The organism is Sulfurimonas sp., from assembly GCF_014859695.1.
GTDB lineage: Bacteria > Campylobacterota > Campylobacteria > Campylobacterales > Sulfurimonadaceae > Sulfurimonas.
In genome coordinates, this window is record NZ_JACUTS010000043.1 from 1 (window position 1) to 16,483 (window position 16,483).

Annotated in this window: 17 protein-coding genes and 1 pseudogene; all 18 read right to left on the reverse strand. The window is 30.1% G+C overall.

Annotated features, from left to right (window positions below; translation table 11 throughout):
* Positions 1-47: 47 nt before the first annotated feature.
* The 18 genes and pseudogenes from IBX42_RS08120 to pseB all read right to left on the reverse strand — a co-directional run bounded on the left by IBX42_RS08120 (position 48) and on the right by pseB (position 16,391).
* Positions 48-794 carry a glycosyltransferase family 2 protein gene (locus IBX42_RS08120; protein ID WP_294931479.1) on the reverse strand — a complete coding sequence of 249 codons (747 nt, stop codon included), beginning with the start codon at positions 792-794 and terminating at the stop codon, positions 48-50.
* Positions 791-1,201, reverse strand: a pseudogene (locus tag IBX42_RS08125) (GDP-mannose 4,6-dehydratase); the annotation flags it as partial. The pseudogene IBX42_RS08125 and the gene IBX42_RS08120, both read right to left, overlap by 4 nt.
* The gene (locus tag IBX42_RS08130) at positions 1,189-2,349 is read right to left on the reverse strand and encodes a hypothetical protein (protein WP_294931482.1); all 1,161 of its coding nucleotides are present in this window, start codon (positions 2,347-2,349) and stop codon (positions 1,189-1,191) included. The pseudogene IBX42_RS08125 and the gene IBX42_RS08130, both read right to left, overlap by 13 nt.
* A 2-nt stretch (positions 2,350-2,351) precedes the next feature.
* Entirely contained in the window at positions 2,352-3,140 is a 789-nt protein-coding gene (locus tag IBX42_RS08135) for a glycosyltransferase (protein WP_294931485.1), read from the reverse strand.
* A complete protein-coding gene (locus tag IBX42_RS08140) occupies positions 3,141-4,004 on the reverse strand; it encodes a glycosyltransferase (protein WP_294931488.1) in 864 nt (287 codons plus the stop codon).
* Positions 3,997-5,532, reverse strand: a complete 1,536-nt coding sequence (locus tag IBX42_RS08145) for a hypothetical protein (RefSeq protein ID WP_294931491.1) — start codon at positions 5,530-5,532, stop codon at positions 3,997-3,999. The genes IBX42_RS08140 and IBX42_RS08145 overlap by 8 nt, the downstream gene beginning before the upstream one ends.
* On the reverse strand, positions 5,525-7,300 hold the full coding sequence (locus tag IBX42_RS08150; RefSeq protein WP_294931494.1) for an ABC transporter ATP-binding protein: 1,776 nt from the start codon (positions 7,298-7,300) through the stop codon (positions 5,525-5,527). The genes IBX42_RS08145 and IBX42_RS08150 overlap by 8 nt, the downstream gene beginning before the upstream one ends.
* Position 7,301: 1 nt before the next feature.
* Positions 7,302-7,928, reverse strand: a complete 627-nt coding sequence (locus IBX42_RS08155) for a LicD family protein (RefSeq protein WP_294931497.1) — start codon at positions 7,926-7,928, stop codon at positions 7,302-7,304.
* Between the two features lie 3 nt (positions 7,929-7,931).
* Positions 7,932-8,600, reverse strand: coding sequence for a class I SAM-dependent methyltransferase (locus tag IBX42_RS08160; RefSeq protein WP_294931500.1), 669 nt, complete (start codon positions 8,598-8,600; stop codon positions 7,932-7,934).
* Positions 8,597-10,408, reverse strand: a complete 1,812-nt coding sequence (locus IBX42_RS08165) for an aminotransferase class I/II-fold pyridoxal phosphate-dependent enzyme (RefSeq protein WP_294931503.1) — start codon at positions 10,406-10,408, stop codon at positions 8,597-8,599. Before IBX42_RS08165 ends, IBX42_RS08160 begins: the two co-directional genes overlap by 4 nt.
* Before the next feature lie 12 nt (positions 10,409-10,420).
* Positions 10,421-11,449 (reverse strand): pseudaminic acid synthase, encoded by a 1,029-nt coding sequence (gene pseI / locus IBX42_RS08170; RefSeq protein ID WP_294931506.1) that lies wholly within the window; start codon positions 11,447-11,449, stop codon positions 10,421-10,423.
* On the reverse strand, positions 11,446-11,826 hold the full coding sequence (locus IBX42_RS08175) for a HepT-like ribonuclease domain-containing protein (protein WP_294931509.1): 381 nt from the start codon (positions 11,824-11,826) through the stop codon (positions 11,446-11,448). The genes pseI and IBX42_RS08175 overlap by 4 nt, the downstream gene beginning before the upstream one ends.
* On the reverse strand, positions 11,819-12,109 hold the full coding sequence (locus IBX42_RS08180) for a nucleotidyltransferase domain-containing protein (RefSeq protein WP_294931512.1): 291 nt from the start codon (positions 12,107-12,109) through the stop codon (positions 11,819-11,821). The genes IBX42_RS08175 and IBX42_RS08180 overlap by 8 nt, the downstream gene beginning before the upstream one ends.
* A gap of 60 nt (positions 12,110-12,169) precedes the next feature.
* On the reverse strand, positions 12,170-12,661 hold the full coding sequence (gene pseH / locus IBX42_RS08185) for a UDP-4-amino-4,6-dideoxy-N-acetyl-beta-L-altrosamine N-acetyltransferase (protein ID WP_294931515.1): 492 nt from the start codon (positions 12,659-12,661) through the stop codon (positions 12,170-12,172).
* Entirely contained in the window at positions 12,651-13,571 is a 921-nt protein-coding gene (gene pseG / locus IBX42_RS08190; protein WP_294931518.1) for a UDP-2,4-diacetamido-2,4,6-trideoxy-beta-L-altropyranose hydrolase, read from the reverse strand. The genes pseH and pseG overlap by 11 nt, the downstream gene beginning before the upstream one ends.
* Positions 13,568-14,275 (reverse strand): pseudaminic acid cytidylyltransferase, encoded by a 708-nt coding sequence (pseF, locus tag IBX42_RS08195; protein ID WP_294931521.1) that lies wholly within the window; start codon positions 14,273-14,275, stop codon positions 13,568-13,570. The genes pseG and pseF overlap by 4 nt, the downstream gene beginning before the upstream one ends.
* Positions 14,268-15,395, reverse strand: coding sequence for a UDP-4-amino-4,6-dideoxy-N-acetyl-beta-L-altrosamine transaminase (gene pseC, locus IBX42_RS08200; RefSeq protein WP_294931524.1), 1,128 nt, complete (start codon positions 15,393-15,395; stop codon positions 14,268-14,270). The genes pseF and pseC overlap by 8 nt, the downstream gene beginning before the upstream one ends.
* 3 nt (positions 15,396-15,398) lie before the next feature.
* Positions 15,399-16,391 carry a UDP-N-acetylglucosamine 4,6-dehydratase (inverting) gene (gene pseB / locus IBX42_RS08205; RefSeq protein ID WP_294931527.1) on the reverse strand — a complete coding sequence of 331 codons (993 nt, stop codon included), beginning with the start codon at positions 16,389-16,391 and terminating at the stop codon, positions 15,399-15,401.
* Positions 16,392-16,483 lie beyond the last annotated feature (92 nt).

Below are 16,483 nucleotides of genomic sequence, written 5' to 3' on the forward strand. Positions count from 1 at the left end.
AAAATAGCTTCCGACGAAACCGTTTGAGCCGGTGATGAGTAGTTTTTTCATCTTTTAAACATCCCCATAATCTTACTAGGATACTTAGAGAGTATCTTAAACATATTTGTATCTATCCCATTATCTTTACAAACTTGTAGTTGCTCTATGTTGTTTATCCAAATACTACTAAAAGATGTACTCACACCTCCAACTCGCATCTTGACAAGCACCTCTTTCATATAGCTATAGCTGATTTTATGTGTATATAAAAACCGTGCCAATATATCAAAATCAGCCCCTATTTTCAGGTCAGTTCTAAACACACCGTACTTCTCATATACCCAATGTTTTACAAAAAAAGTAGGATGTGCAGGCATCCAACCATAAGCAAACTTAAGAGGGGTAAAATGACTACTATCATAGTACCGCACCACTTTTTCTAAATTTTGCGGCTTCACATAAACCAAATCAGCATAGACACTATCCACTTGTTTCTCTTCAAGCTCTTTGACAACTTTCTCTATGACATACTCATCTATATAAAAGTCATCACTATTGAGTATCCCCACGACATCCCCAGTAGCTAGCGCGATGCCTTTGTTCATAGCATCATAAAGCCCACGATCTGGCTCACTGACAAACTTGCTTATCTTGTCACCGTAACTTTGCACTATCTCAACCGTACCATCTGTGCTTGCACCGTCTATGATGATATACTCTATATTTTTATATGTTTGGTCTAGCACAGAGTCTATAGCGTCTTTTATAGTTGCCACATTATTGTAAACAACAGTGATAATAGAAATTTTCATTTATTATATTTCTCTAAATACCACTCAGTAGTCTTGATAATATCCGTATCAAAATTCTCATCTGCTCTCCAATCAAGTTCATTTTCTAGTCTAGTAGCGTCTATGGCATAGCGTCTATCATGTCCAGCTCTATCTTCTACAAAAGTAATTAAATCTTTGTATGAAGAATTATCTTTTAATGGAATTTTTTCATCTAGTATTCGACAAATAGCATCAACGATTTGCAGGTTTGTTCTCTCATTACGTCCGCCGATGTTATAAACATTTCCTTCTTTACCTGTGTGGTAAACTAAACTCATACCTTTGCAGTGGTCAAGAGCATAGAGCCAGTTACGGATGTTTTTGCCGTCTCCGTAAATAGGAATCGGCTCTTCTGCAAGAGCTTTTTTGATGATTATAGGAATGAGCATTGCACTGTCCCCTTTATATAATTCTTATTATAATTCATCAAATATGCAATTAATAAAATTAAAAACATAAAGACAACTCCAGATAATGCATATGGATTAACTATGGATGATAATAATGCTGAAAAATAAACCATAGATATAATTTTAATCACCAATAAATTTTTAAATTTAACACTTATATAAATTGGCATTATTAAAGTTACACTATAAAAAATAGTTATCCCAATTATGCCATAAGTAGCTAACCAATATATATGTAAATTTTCAAGCATAGTATCAATCCGTCCATTAATATTAAATATATAACCTAAACCTTGTCCAAAAAATGAGATATTTTCCATTATCCAATATACTTGATTAGCTTTAACACCAACAGAATCACTCATTTTGCTTTCATAAAGTCTATTTAGTATCTCAAAATCCATATAGTTCTGAAACAATAAATAAGATGTTATACCTAAAAAAAATATTAAATAAATATATTTTCGTGGAATAACTATTAAACTAATTAGTAAATACATTAAATACATTCCTGTAGCAAAAGAAAACAGCACATAACAAAAAACAATGAAATGAAAAATGATTTTAAACGTGATATTAAATTTATTAATAATATAAAAAGCTAGCGGGAAAAATATCACGAAAGAATCGAATACTCTATAAACACCAAAATATGGATGTACTAACAAATCAGTGTTATTTAAAATATAACCTTCAAGTACTTTATTTCCAAAGGACAAGTCTATTGCAATAAAAAAAATAACAAATATTTTAATAAGCATACTTAGTGATAAATATTTTAAAAGTAATTCAAGTTTATTTTCTTTTATTATGTATACAAAAGTTGGTAATAATATAAATATTAATAAATATTTAGAATTATTAATTGCAATATCTATATTTTCACCACTTAATACAATACCAAGCATTATATATAGCAACTGAAAAGAAAATACACCAAATATCAACATTAATATTTTAATATCAAGTACCTTTTTGAGAATTATTAATTGCATAAAAAATACAATCAAAATAATTGAATAATAATACAAGCCAATGCTTGGAATTAAACTATTGAAACTAGATAATGTAAAATATATTGATAACAAAATAACAAAAATAAAAGAAATATTTATCTTATTCATTATTATCTTTTTCTTAAAAATATTTTTTTTACAAATTTTACAATTAATTCATTTTGAGGCAAAAAACCAATTACTAATTTTATGAGATGTAATAAATACAACTTCTTCGAAAATGTTCCAAAATATTTTTTTTGAATATTTTTATATTCTGTCATAACTGTTGTCAAAGTTTGAGCATTAGTAGAAACTCCATCAAGTGAAAAATAAGATAACTTGACTGATTTGTTTAAACTAAAAAAAATTTGCTTGTCCAAATAAGCTCTAACGGAATGCTCATAATCTGATAAATATTTATATTTTAAACTATATTTTCCGAGCAATTCAAAAACTTTTTTATTAATTAAAGCACTTTGATGCTGTACGCAGGCCCAATCTTTTATCTCATCTATATTACTTGGAAACTGTCTTGCATATCCTCTATTATCATTTTTATCTATAGTTATGCAATCGTACATTATCATATCAGCATCGTGTGGCTCACTTTCAATAATTTTTAAAAAAGCACTTCTATTATAATAATCACCTGAATTCATAAAATTTAGATATTGACCTTTTGCTATATCTATACCTTTGTTCATACCATCAAATATTCCCTTGTCTGGTTCACTTGTCCATTTAATATTATCTTGAATAGGTAGTTTTTCTAAAATTTCTTCTTTTGTCCCATCGGTTGAAGCGGCATCTATTATTATCCACTCACAATTATCTGGTAATGGTAATATAGAGTCTCTAGTTCTTATCAAGCCATCTTTGTTGTTATATGCTACTGTTATTATTGATAAGTAATACATTTATTTTACCCTTTTGTATTCTTCTATTAGTATTTTATTTATATTATTTTCTAAATAACTTTGTTTTAGAAATAGTTTTTTAAGTATCATTTTTGAATAGTTTCTAAATATAAAAAATAGTAGATATCTTTTATAGCTATTCTTATATTTTTCTAGGTAATACTGTGTAGTTTTCAACCACTCTTTAAATCTAACTTCATGAACTTCTGTAGTATGCCCTTCTAAATGTACAATATTCTTATCAAAAATCTTTACTTTTTCTATATTCAGTCTATGCGTCAAATCTGGCTCTTCATTACATAAAAACATTGCTTCATCAAACATACCAGCTTTTATAAAATCCTTTTTTCTTACTATCAGATCTGCGCCCCATGGAAAAATAAACTTTGACAATAAGCCCAAATGAATTACTAGATAATTTAACACTCTTCGTGGTAGATAAATATAATTATACTCAGGCAAAAGTCCTACACTATCATTATCATTTCCATCTCTATCAATAAGTCTAAAACCTGCAGCAGTCAATTTTTCATCTTCAAACTCTTTTAAAAGAAACTTAAAAATAGGTTCAACAAGAATAGTGTCTGGATTTAAAATAAACAATAGTTCTCCTCTTGCTGCTTTAGCGCCGATATTATTTCCTTGACCAAAACCACAATTTTGAGGATTATGTATCAACCGAATATCCAATTTAAGATTTAAATCATTAACAAACCTTTCTATATTAAATATAGGAGAGTTGTCAACAATAATAATTTCAACTTTATCTTCAATATCATTATATTTATCTAAAGACTCTAGACACTCTTTTATAACACTTTCGCTATTATAAGTAACTATTATTATTGATATTTGCTTATTCATTTATATTTCTTAGTAGATGTCTATCATCAGATTCAATAAATTTTTTTAACAATTTATATATTTTCTGATTCTCCAAAGGGATTTCGTTATATTTTAAAATATTGTCATAAAACTTTTCATAGTCGAAATCCCTACCCATATAAAATCTTTCACCACCTATTTCAAGGTCATCTGAATAACTATTTAATAAAACAAAATCATGATAAATAACCTTATTGGCATTTTCTCTTTGTTCACTACTCAACAATGGTAGATTTTCAACTCCACAACTAAGCAATCTTTCATAGTCTTCTTTTGTTTTCGGTTCCGTTGTGAATCCAAATCCACTATATGGAGGTTTTGCCGCCAATACTACAGGTTTTCCTTTGTAAATAAACTCCTGTCCAATGGTTCCTCCACAAGTTATAACTACATCAAATTCATTTAAAACAGTTAAACTATGCACATCATCTTTAAGTAAATATTGCTCACTATCCAATTCGTTTAAAATTTTATTGATTACACCTTTTTCATTATATAAATCTGCTGATGGATGCTCTTTTATCAAAAAATTAATATTTTTATTCAGTTTTAATGCCTTAACTGTATGCGTCAACCATTCCTTATAGTCATCATATAATCCATCAGGATATGCATGTGGAGCATCACAAAATATATGATTCATAATTATTACAACAGGCAAGTTCTCTTTTAAATTGTATTGAGCAATGACTTCATTTTTTGTATAAATTTTTTTACTATTTGAAAAAGCTTTGAGTACATCATGCTGCTCTAAGTTTGCACTAAATCTTTTAGAAAAGTATTCATCAATGTATTTATTTACGCTTTTTATTTGAAGATTATCTAGTATATTTTTTTCTGGCTTTCTGTCATGAATATTAAATTCTTCAAAGTTTTGATACTTTCTCATACTAAAAGCATTGAGATTTATGGGTGTAATGCATTCTGCCTTGTTGTATTTTGCAAGTTCAAACAACAATCCATATCTATAGACATTGTCTCCCAATACCATCATTTTAATATTTTTAGATTCAATGAGATCTTTAAAGTAAAAAAAGTAAGCCAATTCCAGCAATATTTTTTTTCTAATTTTTAAATCAATTTTATTAACTTCTGGAATTTTATAGCTAATCAATGTATGATCGTAAATGTGCTTGCCAATCTCATATTTATCTACTTTTAAATTTAAAAAATTTTGTTTGTTGCGTATTTTAAAAGTATACTTCAAAATTGAAAAAATATTTTTTATAGCAGACACAAGAAAGTCAAATTTATTTCCAATAATATTATTGTTCATTGAATAAATCAATTTTTTGTTTTCTTCACTTGTTCTAAGCGGTTCAATCCCAACAGGCGTAAGCCCCTTAATCTTTGCTATCGTTAATGCAGTTTTAGTGATACCATATGTCATTATGGGTTCTAAATAAAAAGCTTCATATAAAAGATAGCCGTCGCTGTCATCTATATGATTTACATTGTTCCAAAAATCTTTATTTGATTTAATCACTTTTTTAAATAAATTACTCATTGTTAAACTCTCCGCTATTGACTAATTTTTGAAACTCTATTGAATTATCTAGTAACTCATCATATGTGCCACTATCTATTATTTCACCATCTTTTAAAACAAAAATTTTATCACAATCTTGTACAGTACTCAGTCTATGAGCAATAATAAGTACTGTATGGTCTTTCTTTGTATTTAGATAATTTATAAACCTTCTTTCGGTTTCATTATCAAGTGCTGATGTAGCTTCATCTAAAAGAAGTATATTTTTATTTTTATACAATGCTCTAGCTATTGCCAATCTCTGTTTTTGTCCACCAGAAAGATTTTTTCCATCTTCCCCAACTAAATGATTTATATCATTATCAATCAACTCTTTGAGCTGTGCACCGTTTATTGATTCTTCAAGTAGCTCATTATCTTTATTTTTATCAAAAAATAAAATATTTTTTTCATAAGAACCATCCAAGATAAAAATTGATTGTGATACCATACCAATTAGTTTCGTAATGTCAATATTTTCAAAACTGGAATACATATTGCCATCCACTATAATGCTTCCACTATCAGGGCTATTTAGGCCCAAAACAATATCAAAAAGAGTGCTTTTACCACTTCCAGATTTACCAACAAATCCATACTTTTTATTTTTCTCAATTACAAAGCTAATATCTTTTAAGACATTTTCTTGTTTTGAAGGGTATTTATAGTTTATATTTTTAAATGTTATTGACTCATCAAAAGTTTCTATACTTTTTTCATAGTTTATTTTAGTACTAGAATAAGAAAAGAGTTGTCTAAATTTTTCAGATTCAGTACCGAAATACTTTATCTGAGCACTTGTTCCTAAAATTTTTGTCAAAGAAGGAATAGTTCTTAATCCAACAAAGGCAAAAATGATAAGATTTTGCATGACATCCACCAAAGGAATTCCACTAAAGTATATATAAAAAACATATCCTATTATTATCAAAGCAGTTATTGTTTCTAAAGTTATTTTAGGTACATTTGAAATAGTCCCGAAATTTGCATATGTTTTAATATAAGGAGCAGCCCTTGTTTCATATTCATTCATTACACTATCAAGCACATTGTTATTTCGTATCTCTTTGTAACCACTCAATGCTTCCGTAGCGGTTTTTGTAATATCGTGCATGATTTTGTCTCGCTGTTGACCATAGTGAGAAATATTTTTAGTTACTGTTTTAAATAGATAGGCTAATACCAAAATAGCAGAAATAATATATACGATATTGAGTATTCCAATATAAAATCCCATAAAAAAAAGTATGGCAATCAAAACAAAAATCTCGGTAAACAGTTGTAAAACATTAAATGTGCATAGTGCTAAAAATGCGCTACTATTTATAATATCTTTCAAATATAATGATTTGTCCTTAATTCTAAATTCATTATATTTTAAAGACATGCTTTGTTCTAGAATTTTAGTTGATAAGTTGACAAATAATGTGTTAACAAATATTTGCTGTTTATATATCACAAATAGGGCAGATAAGCTTTTCAACACAAAAAACAAAACTAGTAAAAACAATACGATATATATTAATAAATTTATATCAGAAACATGTAACAAATCTTTCAAAAATATAATACTAGAATTATTTGACAAACTATCTGGATTAGAAATCATATTTATGATTGGAAGAAGTATTCCAAGTCCTATTAATTCCATGAAAGACAAAACAAACATCAATCCAATTAAAGACACAAACTCTTTTTTCTTATTGGCCAGAAGTATTGTTAAAACATTTTTTATAATCTGTAGCAAATCAATATATCCTTTTCATATCAAAACACTCTTCTTTCCAGTCACCTTTATAGGTTTTTGGAGTTTTCCAGTCAGTCCCATATCTCATCTCAAGCCATTCCTCTATTGGAGTTGGCATAGGATATTTTTCTCCGTGAAACTCTATGTATTCCATCTTGTCTTTTTGAAAATATTTAGCATCTTGAATTCTTTCGTAGTTTCTTTCACAATAGCTATATATTTTATCAGAATCTGTATACCAAAATACAACATCAAAAATGAATCCATCTTCATCATAAAAAGCTATTTGTTGCACTTTATTTTTATATACAACTTCTCGTCCTATTTTCATCCGTATATTTTTTTTTAATTGAGCCATTTGTTTGTTCGTTGCATCTAACACATCAACATCAACATCATCATCATGCTTAATAAAACTTTTTTCTCTATGTAATCCCAAAGCCGTCCCATCTGTTAATCTATAGTTGAGCTCAAATTGTTGCAAAAGATTGCATTTTTCTGCCATTTTATTTATATCGTTCGTGCACAACACTCTTTTAGCAACATACAAAGCCATGAATTCTCTAAAAGTAGAAAAGTAGGAAAATTTAAATAACAATCTTTTTATAATGTATTTTATTTTATACATATTTTAAGCCTTATACATAAAGACATTGAATCGATATAGATTGTTTGCATAGTTATTTATGTTTTGTTGTTCAATTTCAATTTTTAAATTATACTTTCGTGCTATATCAATAAACCAATCTTTTTTATAATACAAATGCTCCAAATCTTTATACCTAGCAGCATAATCATCATCTGACAAATATCCTTTTCTTAATTTGATTGATTCTTCTTTTTTTTCCAAATCATTTACTTCGAGTATCGCTATGCCTTTAATTGATTTTTCAATCATTTTTATTAAAGTTATTTCAGCATACTCATAAGATGGAAAATAAAAAAACACACTATTCGAAATTACATAATCATACTTTACATGGGTTTCTATATTTTGAGCATCGTTTACTTCAAAATATCCATTTGGCATATATTTTTTTGCGACATCAATTAACTTATCAGAGTAATCGATACCACCGATATCATTTTTATTTTCATAAAATTTATATAAAAAAGCACCCGAACCACAGCCTACTTCATATATAGTCTCATCAACTCCAATGGCTAATTTGTTTTTTATATAATCTACATAATCAGACCAATCTACTTCATTAATACTTCCATAGCCAGTGTCAAAACCATCTGCTGAAATCAATTTATTTAGCTCTCTTTTATTCCAAATATCTTTCCATTTATTCATTTTATATCCATGTTTTTTAATTCAGTTATCAACCGATTATTATCTTGACTATCTCTTACAGCTATTCTGATGTATTCTTTTTCTTCGAAGCCAATTTTACCTGTTAAGTCTTTTATGTAAATATTATTTTCAATTAGTTTTTCAGATAATTTTGTTGCGGTGTAAAAATCTATGACTTGGCATAAAAAATAATTAGCCTCTGATTTATAAACTTTAAGGAAAGAGATAGATTTTAATTCTTCCCAAAACCTATCTCTTTCCTCTCTTATGAGTTCGCAGGCAGTTTGGTAGTCGTTTTTGTACTTACCTATAATTTGTAAAAAATATTCTCCAAAGGAGTTAATATTCCAAATTGAAATTTCTTTACGAAATTTTTTTAAAAGCTCTATATTTGAAGAAGCAGCAATACCTAGTCTGATGCCTGGAACACCATAGCTTTTGCTTATACTTTTGATAATAACAAGATTTGGATAGGCGTCTATAAAATCTTGATTTATTAAAGTTTCTTTTTCTCCATTTTTTGCAAAATCTACAAACGACTCATCCACTATAAAATATTTATTTTTATCATGTGCGTACCTTATGAGTTCTATCAGCGCACTTTTATTATTAAAATGTCCGCTTGGGTTATCTGGGTTGATGAGAATTAAATTGTCAGATTTATCGACAAGTTTTTTTAAATCATCTATTTCATAAGAAAATGATTCATTGTTTGGAATAAATTTCACAATCCTATCATAACCGATGCTTTCAGGATATTCATTAAATGTTGGGAAGACTATACCAAAAGTACCATCTAGGACATTACCAATACCTCGTATTATCTCTGCAGCACCATTGCCCACTAAAATGTTTTCAGATTCTATTCCAAACATCTTTCCAGCTAATAAATTTTGAGTATTAAGTCCCGATGGATATTGTGAAAGCAAATCATAAAAAAATGCTTTCATCTCTTCTTGCATCTTACTTGGAGGAAAATAAGGATTTACTAAATAGCAAAAATCTTTGATTTCTGGAAAACGCCAGTATCCTCCAAATCTTTTTTGAATAAAAGAGAGTTTCTCCTTTGGCGTTTTAGCAAAAATTATTTCTGCATTTGCTTTATCTTGCACATCATCAATCTCGTACCATTTTTCGCCTTCAAGCCGCATTGCTCTTAGCTCGTGTCCATCTAAAATTGTTAATATATTTAATACTGATTCATAGTACTCATTATCACCTTTTACTTTTGAATAAGCTTCTAAAAAAGGGACATAAGTTTTGTTTGAAAATTCCTTAGAGAATTTATAAATATTTACTGTTTTGTAATATTCTTGAACATTTTGAAATCTGAAAGCTTTCTTTCCATGAAAGCCTGTTATATAATCTTCATTATCCAAAATCACTGATGTTCCATCCATCCAAGATTTGTACTTATCCACGACAGCTAATGATTTTCTTTTATCCGCTAAAAGCCTAGTTAAAATTGACTCATCAAAAATTAAGTCACTTTCTAAAAGAAGAGTATCATCTTCTTGCAATTTTTCTTTTGCAAGATATAAAGAATAAATATTATTAGTTTTGTCATAGATGGGATTTTCAATGTACTCAATATTGATATTCTTATATTTTGAACCGACATGATTTATTAAATTATCTTTCTTGTAGCCAACAACAAGTATTAATTTTGTTATTCCCGCATTGTTGAGTTTTTCTAGTACCTGATCAATTAAAGTAATACCGTTTATCTCAAGCATACATTTTGTATTTTCTTTTGTATGTTTACCAAGCCTACTTCCCGTTCCTGCTGCTAATATAATCGCTTGCATGTACTTTTCTCCTTAATTATTTCCATATCTCTCTCCAAACTCAAAATCTCTATCAGCAACTTTCCCCAAAATATCCTTTAAATATTTAGGGTGCATTCCATAACCAGGTCTCACACTTCGTATATTCTCTTCGCTAAAGAGTTCACCTTTTTTGATATCTTTAGCTACATAAAGGCTTCTTGAAAATCGTCGTGACTTTTTCTTCTTTTCATCCATGCTGTAATCAACTTTGCCAAGAAGTTTTTCAACGTCTCTTATTGCTTGAATCATATCTGAAAACTCTTGCTTGTCCATTGAAAAATCAGCATCAGCGCCGCCGATAGATTTATCTAGGATAAAATGTTTTTCTATGATTTTTGCTCCAAGCGTAACTGCTACTATTGGAGCTGTGCTTCCCATTGTATGGTCTGAAAAACCGGAAATAACGCCAAAAGTCTCTGCTAAATTTGGAATTGTCAAAAGATTTGCTTCTTCTAAGGGTGCTGGATATGAGCTAGTACACTTCAAAAGCACAATGTCACTGTTTCCGACACTTCTGCATATATCCACGGCATCTTGTATCTCATCTATCGTAGCAATACCTGTTGATATAATCATCGGTTTCATTTTAGAAGCTGTATATCTTATAAGTTCATAGTCCGTAATCTCAAATGATGCTATTTTGTACGCAGATGGGTTTAATGTTTCTAAAAAATCCACTGCACTTTTATCAAATGGAGAAGAAAATATATCTATACCCATCTCTCTTGCATAATCAAACAACTCTTTATGCCACTCCCACGGCAGATAAGCCTCTGTATATAAATCATATAGTTTTTTATCATCCCAAAGAGTTCCGCCTTTGATGATAAAATCATCTTTGTCACAATTTAAAGTGATTGTGTCAGCAGTGTATGTTTGAAGTTTAATTGCATTAGCGCCTATCTCTTTGGCTGCCTTAATGGTATCTTTTGCAATAGATATTTTACCGCCATGATTTGCACTAAGTTCAGCTATTATATATGTGCCACTTTTTTCAAAATCATAATTACCTATTTTCATTTTTCAACTCCAAGTAGCAACTCTTTTAATCTTACAATTTTTTCTTCAAGTTCAGCTAAGTTATTTTCACAAATATCATAAACAGTTTCTGCATCAAGATCTACATAGTAGTGTGATATTAAATCTCTAGCTTTTATAATTTCACTCCAATATTTTGAATCTGCAATTAAAAGCAAAAACTCTTTTTCTCTTTTGTCTAAGTTTTTTAGTGCTTCGCCGATTGATTGTATTCTCATAGCAATTGAATCAAGTTTTTCTAACCCATCATCATCTTTTAAAAAATCATCACTTGAAGCTATTTTTGAAAATCTTTTTTTGATAATATTTAAACTATCAATAATAAAGTCAATAAGCTCTTTTGTGGTTGCTTTATCCATAAATCACCTCTTTTTGTATCGCCTCAAAGATAGCACCCTTGCTTTGTTTGTGCTTATGTACCAAATCTATTTTTTTGTGATATAAATCTTCGAGATAGACCCAAAGCCCTGCAATATTTTTAAATGTTTTATTTTTAAACTCTACATAAATATCTATATCACTCTGATGGGTTTGTGTATTTTTTGCATAACTTCCAAACAGCCCTATTTTTTCTACTTCATAATTATTTTGAATATACTCTTTTTTTTCTTTTAAGATTTGCAATATCTCTTCTTGTGTCATTTTATGCTCCATGTATTTGACAAAACTTTTTAAACTTAAAAGCCCTGAGTTTTATGTATCTTAGCTAAATTTGTTTAACTCCATACAAATTACTTCTCTGTTGTTTACTATTTTTTTTGTTATTTCTTTAAAATTGAATTTTTTATATAAATTTATTGCTTTTTCATTTTCTGCAAAAACTTCCAGCTTAAGAATAGAAACTTTTAGAGTTTGAAATGCATAAGCAATAGAAATTTCTTCAAGTATTCTGCCAATACCGGCTATCTTTAAAAAAGGATTTGAGTATAGTCCAAACTCAGAACTTTTACTCTCTTTATCAATGTTCGTAAAATCAACAACACCAATATAATCGTCGTCTCGCTTTACTAAAAAATACAATTTATCCGTACACTCATTCAAAGTTTCAATAAAATTCAAATGATTTTCCAATAATATATCATCGCTATTATACATCCATTGTTTTATGGTTGGATGATTTCTCCACAACAAAACCATCTTTTTTTCTTCCAAAGTTAAATCTGTAAAGTTTATTAAATTTATATTATTTGACATTTTTATCATCTCTGTTTAACAGCAGTTCAACATATTTTTTTAACTTTGTCTTTGTAAACCTATTCATAACCAAATGCTTTTTTTTCTTAAGATAGTTATACATATCATCTTGATTTTTAACTGTTTTTATAGCAATAAAAGGAATCTCCATAAAATAGATTTCATTCAAGGTTACACTTGGAGTTACAATTGCAAAATCACTTTTGTTCATAAGTTTTGCTATTTTATTTGAGTCTACATGTAAGTTTATCCACTTCATCTCTTTAACGTACTCTTTTAACTCTTCTAGATTTTTATTTGCTGTTGTAGTGACTAAATTTACTTGTAAATTATCAAATTTTTCCATCACCTTTAAAATTTTTATATTTATGTTGCTGTGATCGGCTCCGCCCATAGCTATAAAAACAGTTTTGACTTTGTTGTTTTTAACTTTAGTTTTCCTCTTTTTTCCCTCTATAAACTCATCTCTTAAAAGCGTATATTTGCTTCCGCACCTAAGCTCACAACTCTTTGGAACTAAATCTCTGTATTTTCTCTCTTTTGCATAGATATTATGATTTAAAAGTATGTCGCAATGGTGTTTTTCATAAGTATCATCAAATGACAATATCTGAGCACCTGTTCTCTTTTTTAGTTTTTTCTCATATTTATAGTCAATGCCGTAATGGTCAATGACGACTAAATCAATACTATGTTTTTTCACTAACTCTATTAGTTCTTTTAAACTATTTAACTTAATGATTTCTACGCCGTATCCCGCTTCTTTTATTTTATGATTTATATTTCCGTCCAACTCTTGAGTTGCAAACAGTACTTTGTCATATGGATACTGCTTCGCAAGTACCAAATCTCTCATGATATGACCTGTACCGATAGCAGACGATGAGTCGGCTCGAAATAAAATATTCATCTTTGCACTGACTTTTTTACAGCTTCATACATGTACTCTGCTCTCTCCCAGTCCTCTAGTGTGTCAATATCTTGGACTAGATGTCTCGGAAGTATAATCGGGATGCTCTCTTTGCCAAACATAATATCACTGGGTTTTTTATCTACCTTGCTCCAGTAAAACTGTCCTGCATCTTGGTAAGCCTCTTGTAAATCTTGACTTCTTTTAAAATATTTTTCCGGCCAGAACATCTCGCATCTGCCGTTCTTATCCACTTTAAATGTTCTTTGAATCGGAAACGGCATAGAAGTTGCAGAAAAAGCGTTAATGGCATCTGAATTTTTAAGTGCCTCAAGCCCTTCTATTAAATATTTCGCTTGTAAAAGCGGTGCAGTTGCATAAATGGTACAAACATAGTCAAACGTTTCACCATGCTCTTTTAAATAATCAATTGCATGTTTAACTACATCACCTGTACCCGTAAAATCATCGGAGAGTTCTTTTGGTCGTAAAAATGGAACTTCTGCACCATACTCTTTTGCTGTTTTTGCTATCTCTTCGTCATCTGTCGTTACAACAACCTTCTCAAAAAGATTTGACTCTAAAGCCACTTTTATACTATATGCAATAAGCGGCAGTCCGTGGAAATCTTTTATATTTTTTCTCTTAATTCGTTTGCTTCCGCCGCGTGCCGGTATTATTGCAACGGCATTCTTTTTAAGCATTTAATATCTCAAAAAGAGATTTTATAACATAGCGTTGCTCTTCATCGCTCAATAACGGATACATAGGAAGTGAGAAACACTCCTCATAATATTTATCCATTACCGGAGTATGTTCATTCCCATAACCTAAATCTTTATAATATGGCTGTTTGTTTATTGGGATATAGTGTAGTTGAATTCCGATGTTTTTATCTCTTAGCTTTAGAAACAGCTCCTCTTTTGAGACATTTATCTTTATAAAGTCCACAAGGACAACATAGAGATGGTATGAAGAGTTCCCGTCAAATGTGTATAGCGGTTTTATGATTGTATTTTTAAAAGCAGTGTCGTAAGTTTTTGCAATCTCTTTTCGTCTTGCTATAAAACTCTCTAATTTATTTAATTGAGAAAGTCCTAAAGCACACTGTATATCTGTAATACGATAGTTGTGTCCAAGTTCTCTCATCTCATACTCCCACGGTTTCATATCCGGTGTCTTGACCATACCATGGGCTCTGAGTATTAAAAGTTTTTCATATATCTCTTTAGAGTTTGTAGTGATTGCTCCGCCTTCTGCGGTGGTAATATGTTTTACGGGATGAAAAGAGAAGATAGATATATCGCTATTTGCACAGCTTCCTGCTTTAATCCCATTGTAAGTTGCACCGATGGCGTGGGCACAATCTTCCAATATAGCAACTTTATATGTCTCTCTTAGATATTTTAGTTTATTCTGATTTAGAGGATTTCCTGAAAATGCGACTGTATATATAGCTCTAATTGTTGAATCTTTTTTTAACTCTTCTTCACATAAATCTAGGTCTATATTCCCATCTTTTGTAATATCTACAAATATGGGTTTTGCTCTAACATAAAGAATGGAGTTGGAAGTGGCCAAAAATGAGTTTGGAGTCGTTAATACTTTATCGCCTTTGTTTAACAACGCTAAAGAGGCTAAGTGCAGAGCAGTTGTTCCGTTTGAAACCGCTACACAATACTTCACATCACTGAATTTTGCAATAGCATCTTCAAACTCTTTTACTTTTGGTCCTGTTGTAAGATAGTCTGATTTTAAAGTTTCTACCACTACATCTATATCATCTTGGGTAATATTTTGCTTGCCGTAGGGAATAAAGTTCAACTATTATCCTTTTTTAAGCATTTCTAAAAACTGCTCATTGGTAAGCCACTCGGTATTGTTTCCTGAGTTATACTCAAACCCTTGTTCTACCAGAACACCTTTTTCTCCAATTCTGTTTGTTGCAAAATCACACTTATGCGCGAATTGTATCGTTGGCTGGATAACATAATGATCATGAAATTCTAATGTCAAATGGCTGTCATCAGCCGGACACATAATCTCATGCAGTTTTTCACCGGGACGGATGCCTATAATTTTGTGAGGCAAATTGGGAGCAATAGCTTTTGCCAAATCCGTCATCTTCATTGATGGAATCTTTGGAATAAATATCTCTCCGCCGTACATTCTCTCAAAGTTTTTAAGGACGAAATTTACACCGTCTTCCAGTGTGATTAAAAATCTTGTCATCTTCTCATCCGTGATAGGCAGCTCAGTAGCACCTTCAGCGATTAGTTTATTGAAAAATGGTATTACCGAACCTCTTGAGCCTGTCACATTTCCGTATCTTACAACCGAAAACCTAGTTCTTCTGTCTCCAAGCATATTATTAGCTGCTACAAAAAGCTTATCCGATGCCAGCTTAGTAGCGCCGTAAAGGTTTATAGGATTTGCAGCTTTATCTGTAGAGAGTGCTATCACTTTTTCTACACCGTTTTTAATGGATGCTTTTATGACATTTTCAGCACCGTTAATATTTGTCTTGATACACTCCATTGGATTGTATTCGGCAACAGGCACATGTTTTAGGGCTGCCGCATGAATTACAAAATCAACATTGTGCATCGCTTCATTAAGCCTATCCAAATCCCTTACATCACCTATGAAATATCTCATACACTCATCTGTAAAAAATTGCGCCATTTCATACTGCTTAAGCTCATCTCTGCTAAATATTATTATTTTATTTGGCTTGTATTTTTGTAAAATAATTTCAGTATACTTCTTGCCAAAACTACCTGTTCCGCCCGTAATTAGTATGTTTTTATTGTTAAACATTTTTGATTTCCTTATTATTTAAATACCACTCAATAGTTTTAACAATCCCACTATCGAAGTTCTCATCTGCCCTCCAGCCAAGCTCATTTTCA

Coding starts and splice junctions, on each gene's coding strand:
- IBX42_RS08120 (WP_294931479.1), bottom strand. CDS start 794: ATGAAAATTTCTATTATCACTGTTGTTTACAATAATGTGGCAACTATA.
- IBX42_RS08130 (WP_294931482.1), bottom strand. CDS start 2,349: ATGAATAAGATAAATATTTCTTTTATTTTTGTTATTTTGTTATCAATA.
- IBX42_RS08135 (WP_294931485.1), bottom strand. CDS start 3,140: ATGTATTACTTATCAATAATAACAGTAGCATATAACAACAAAGATGGC.
- IBX42_RS08140 (WP_294931488.1), bottom strand. CDS start 4,004: ATGAATAAGCAAATATCAATAATAATAGTTACTTATAATAGCGAAAGT.
- IBX42_RS08145 (WP_294931491.1), bottom strand. CDS start 5,532: ATGAGTAATTTATTTAAAAAAGTGATTAAATCAAATAAAGATTTTTGG.
- IBX42_RS08155 (WP_294931497.1), bottom strand. CDS start 7,928: ATGTATAAAATAAAATACATTATAAAAAGATTGTTATTTAAATTTTCC.
- IBX42_RS08160 (WP_294931500.1), bottom strand. CDS start 8,600: ATGAATAAATGGAAAGATATTTGGAATAAAAGAGAGCTAAATAAATTG.
- IBX42_RS08165 (WP_294931503.1), bottom strand. CDS start 10,408: ATGCAAGCGATTATATTAGCAGCAGGAACGGGAAGTAGGCTTGGTAAA.
- pseI (WP_294931506.1), bottom strand. CDS start 11,449: ATGAAAATAGGTAATTATGATTTTGAAAAAAGTGGCACATATATAATA.
- IBX42_RS08175 (WP_294931509.1), bottom strand. CDS start 11,826: ATGGATAAAGCAACCACAAAAGAGCTTATTGACTTTATTATTGATAGT.
- IBX42_RS08180 (WP_294931512.1), bottom strand. CDS start 12,109: ATGACACAAGAAGAGATATTGCAAATCTTAAAAGAAAAAAAAGAGTAT.
- pseH (WP_294931515.1), bottom strand. CDS start 12,661: ATGTCAAATAATATAAATTTAATAAACTTTACAGATTTAACTTTGGAA.
- pseG (WP_294931518.1), bottom strand. CDS start 13,571: ATGAATATTTTATTTCGAGCCGACTCATCGTCTGCTATCGGTACAGGT.
- pseF (WP_294931521.1), bottom strand. CDS start 14,275: ATGCTTAAAAAGAATGCCGTTGCAATAATACCGGCACGCGGCGGAAGC.
- pseB (WP_294931527.1), bottom strand. CDS start 16,391: ATGTTTAACAATAAAAACATACTAATTACGGGCGGAACAGGTAGTTTT.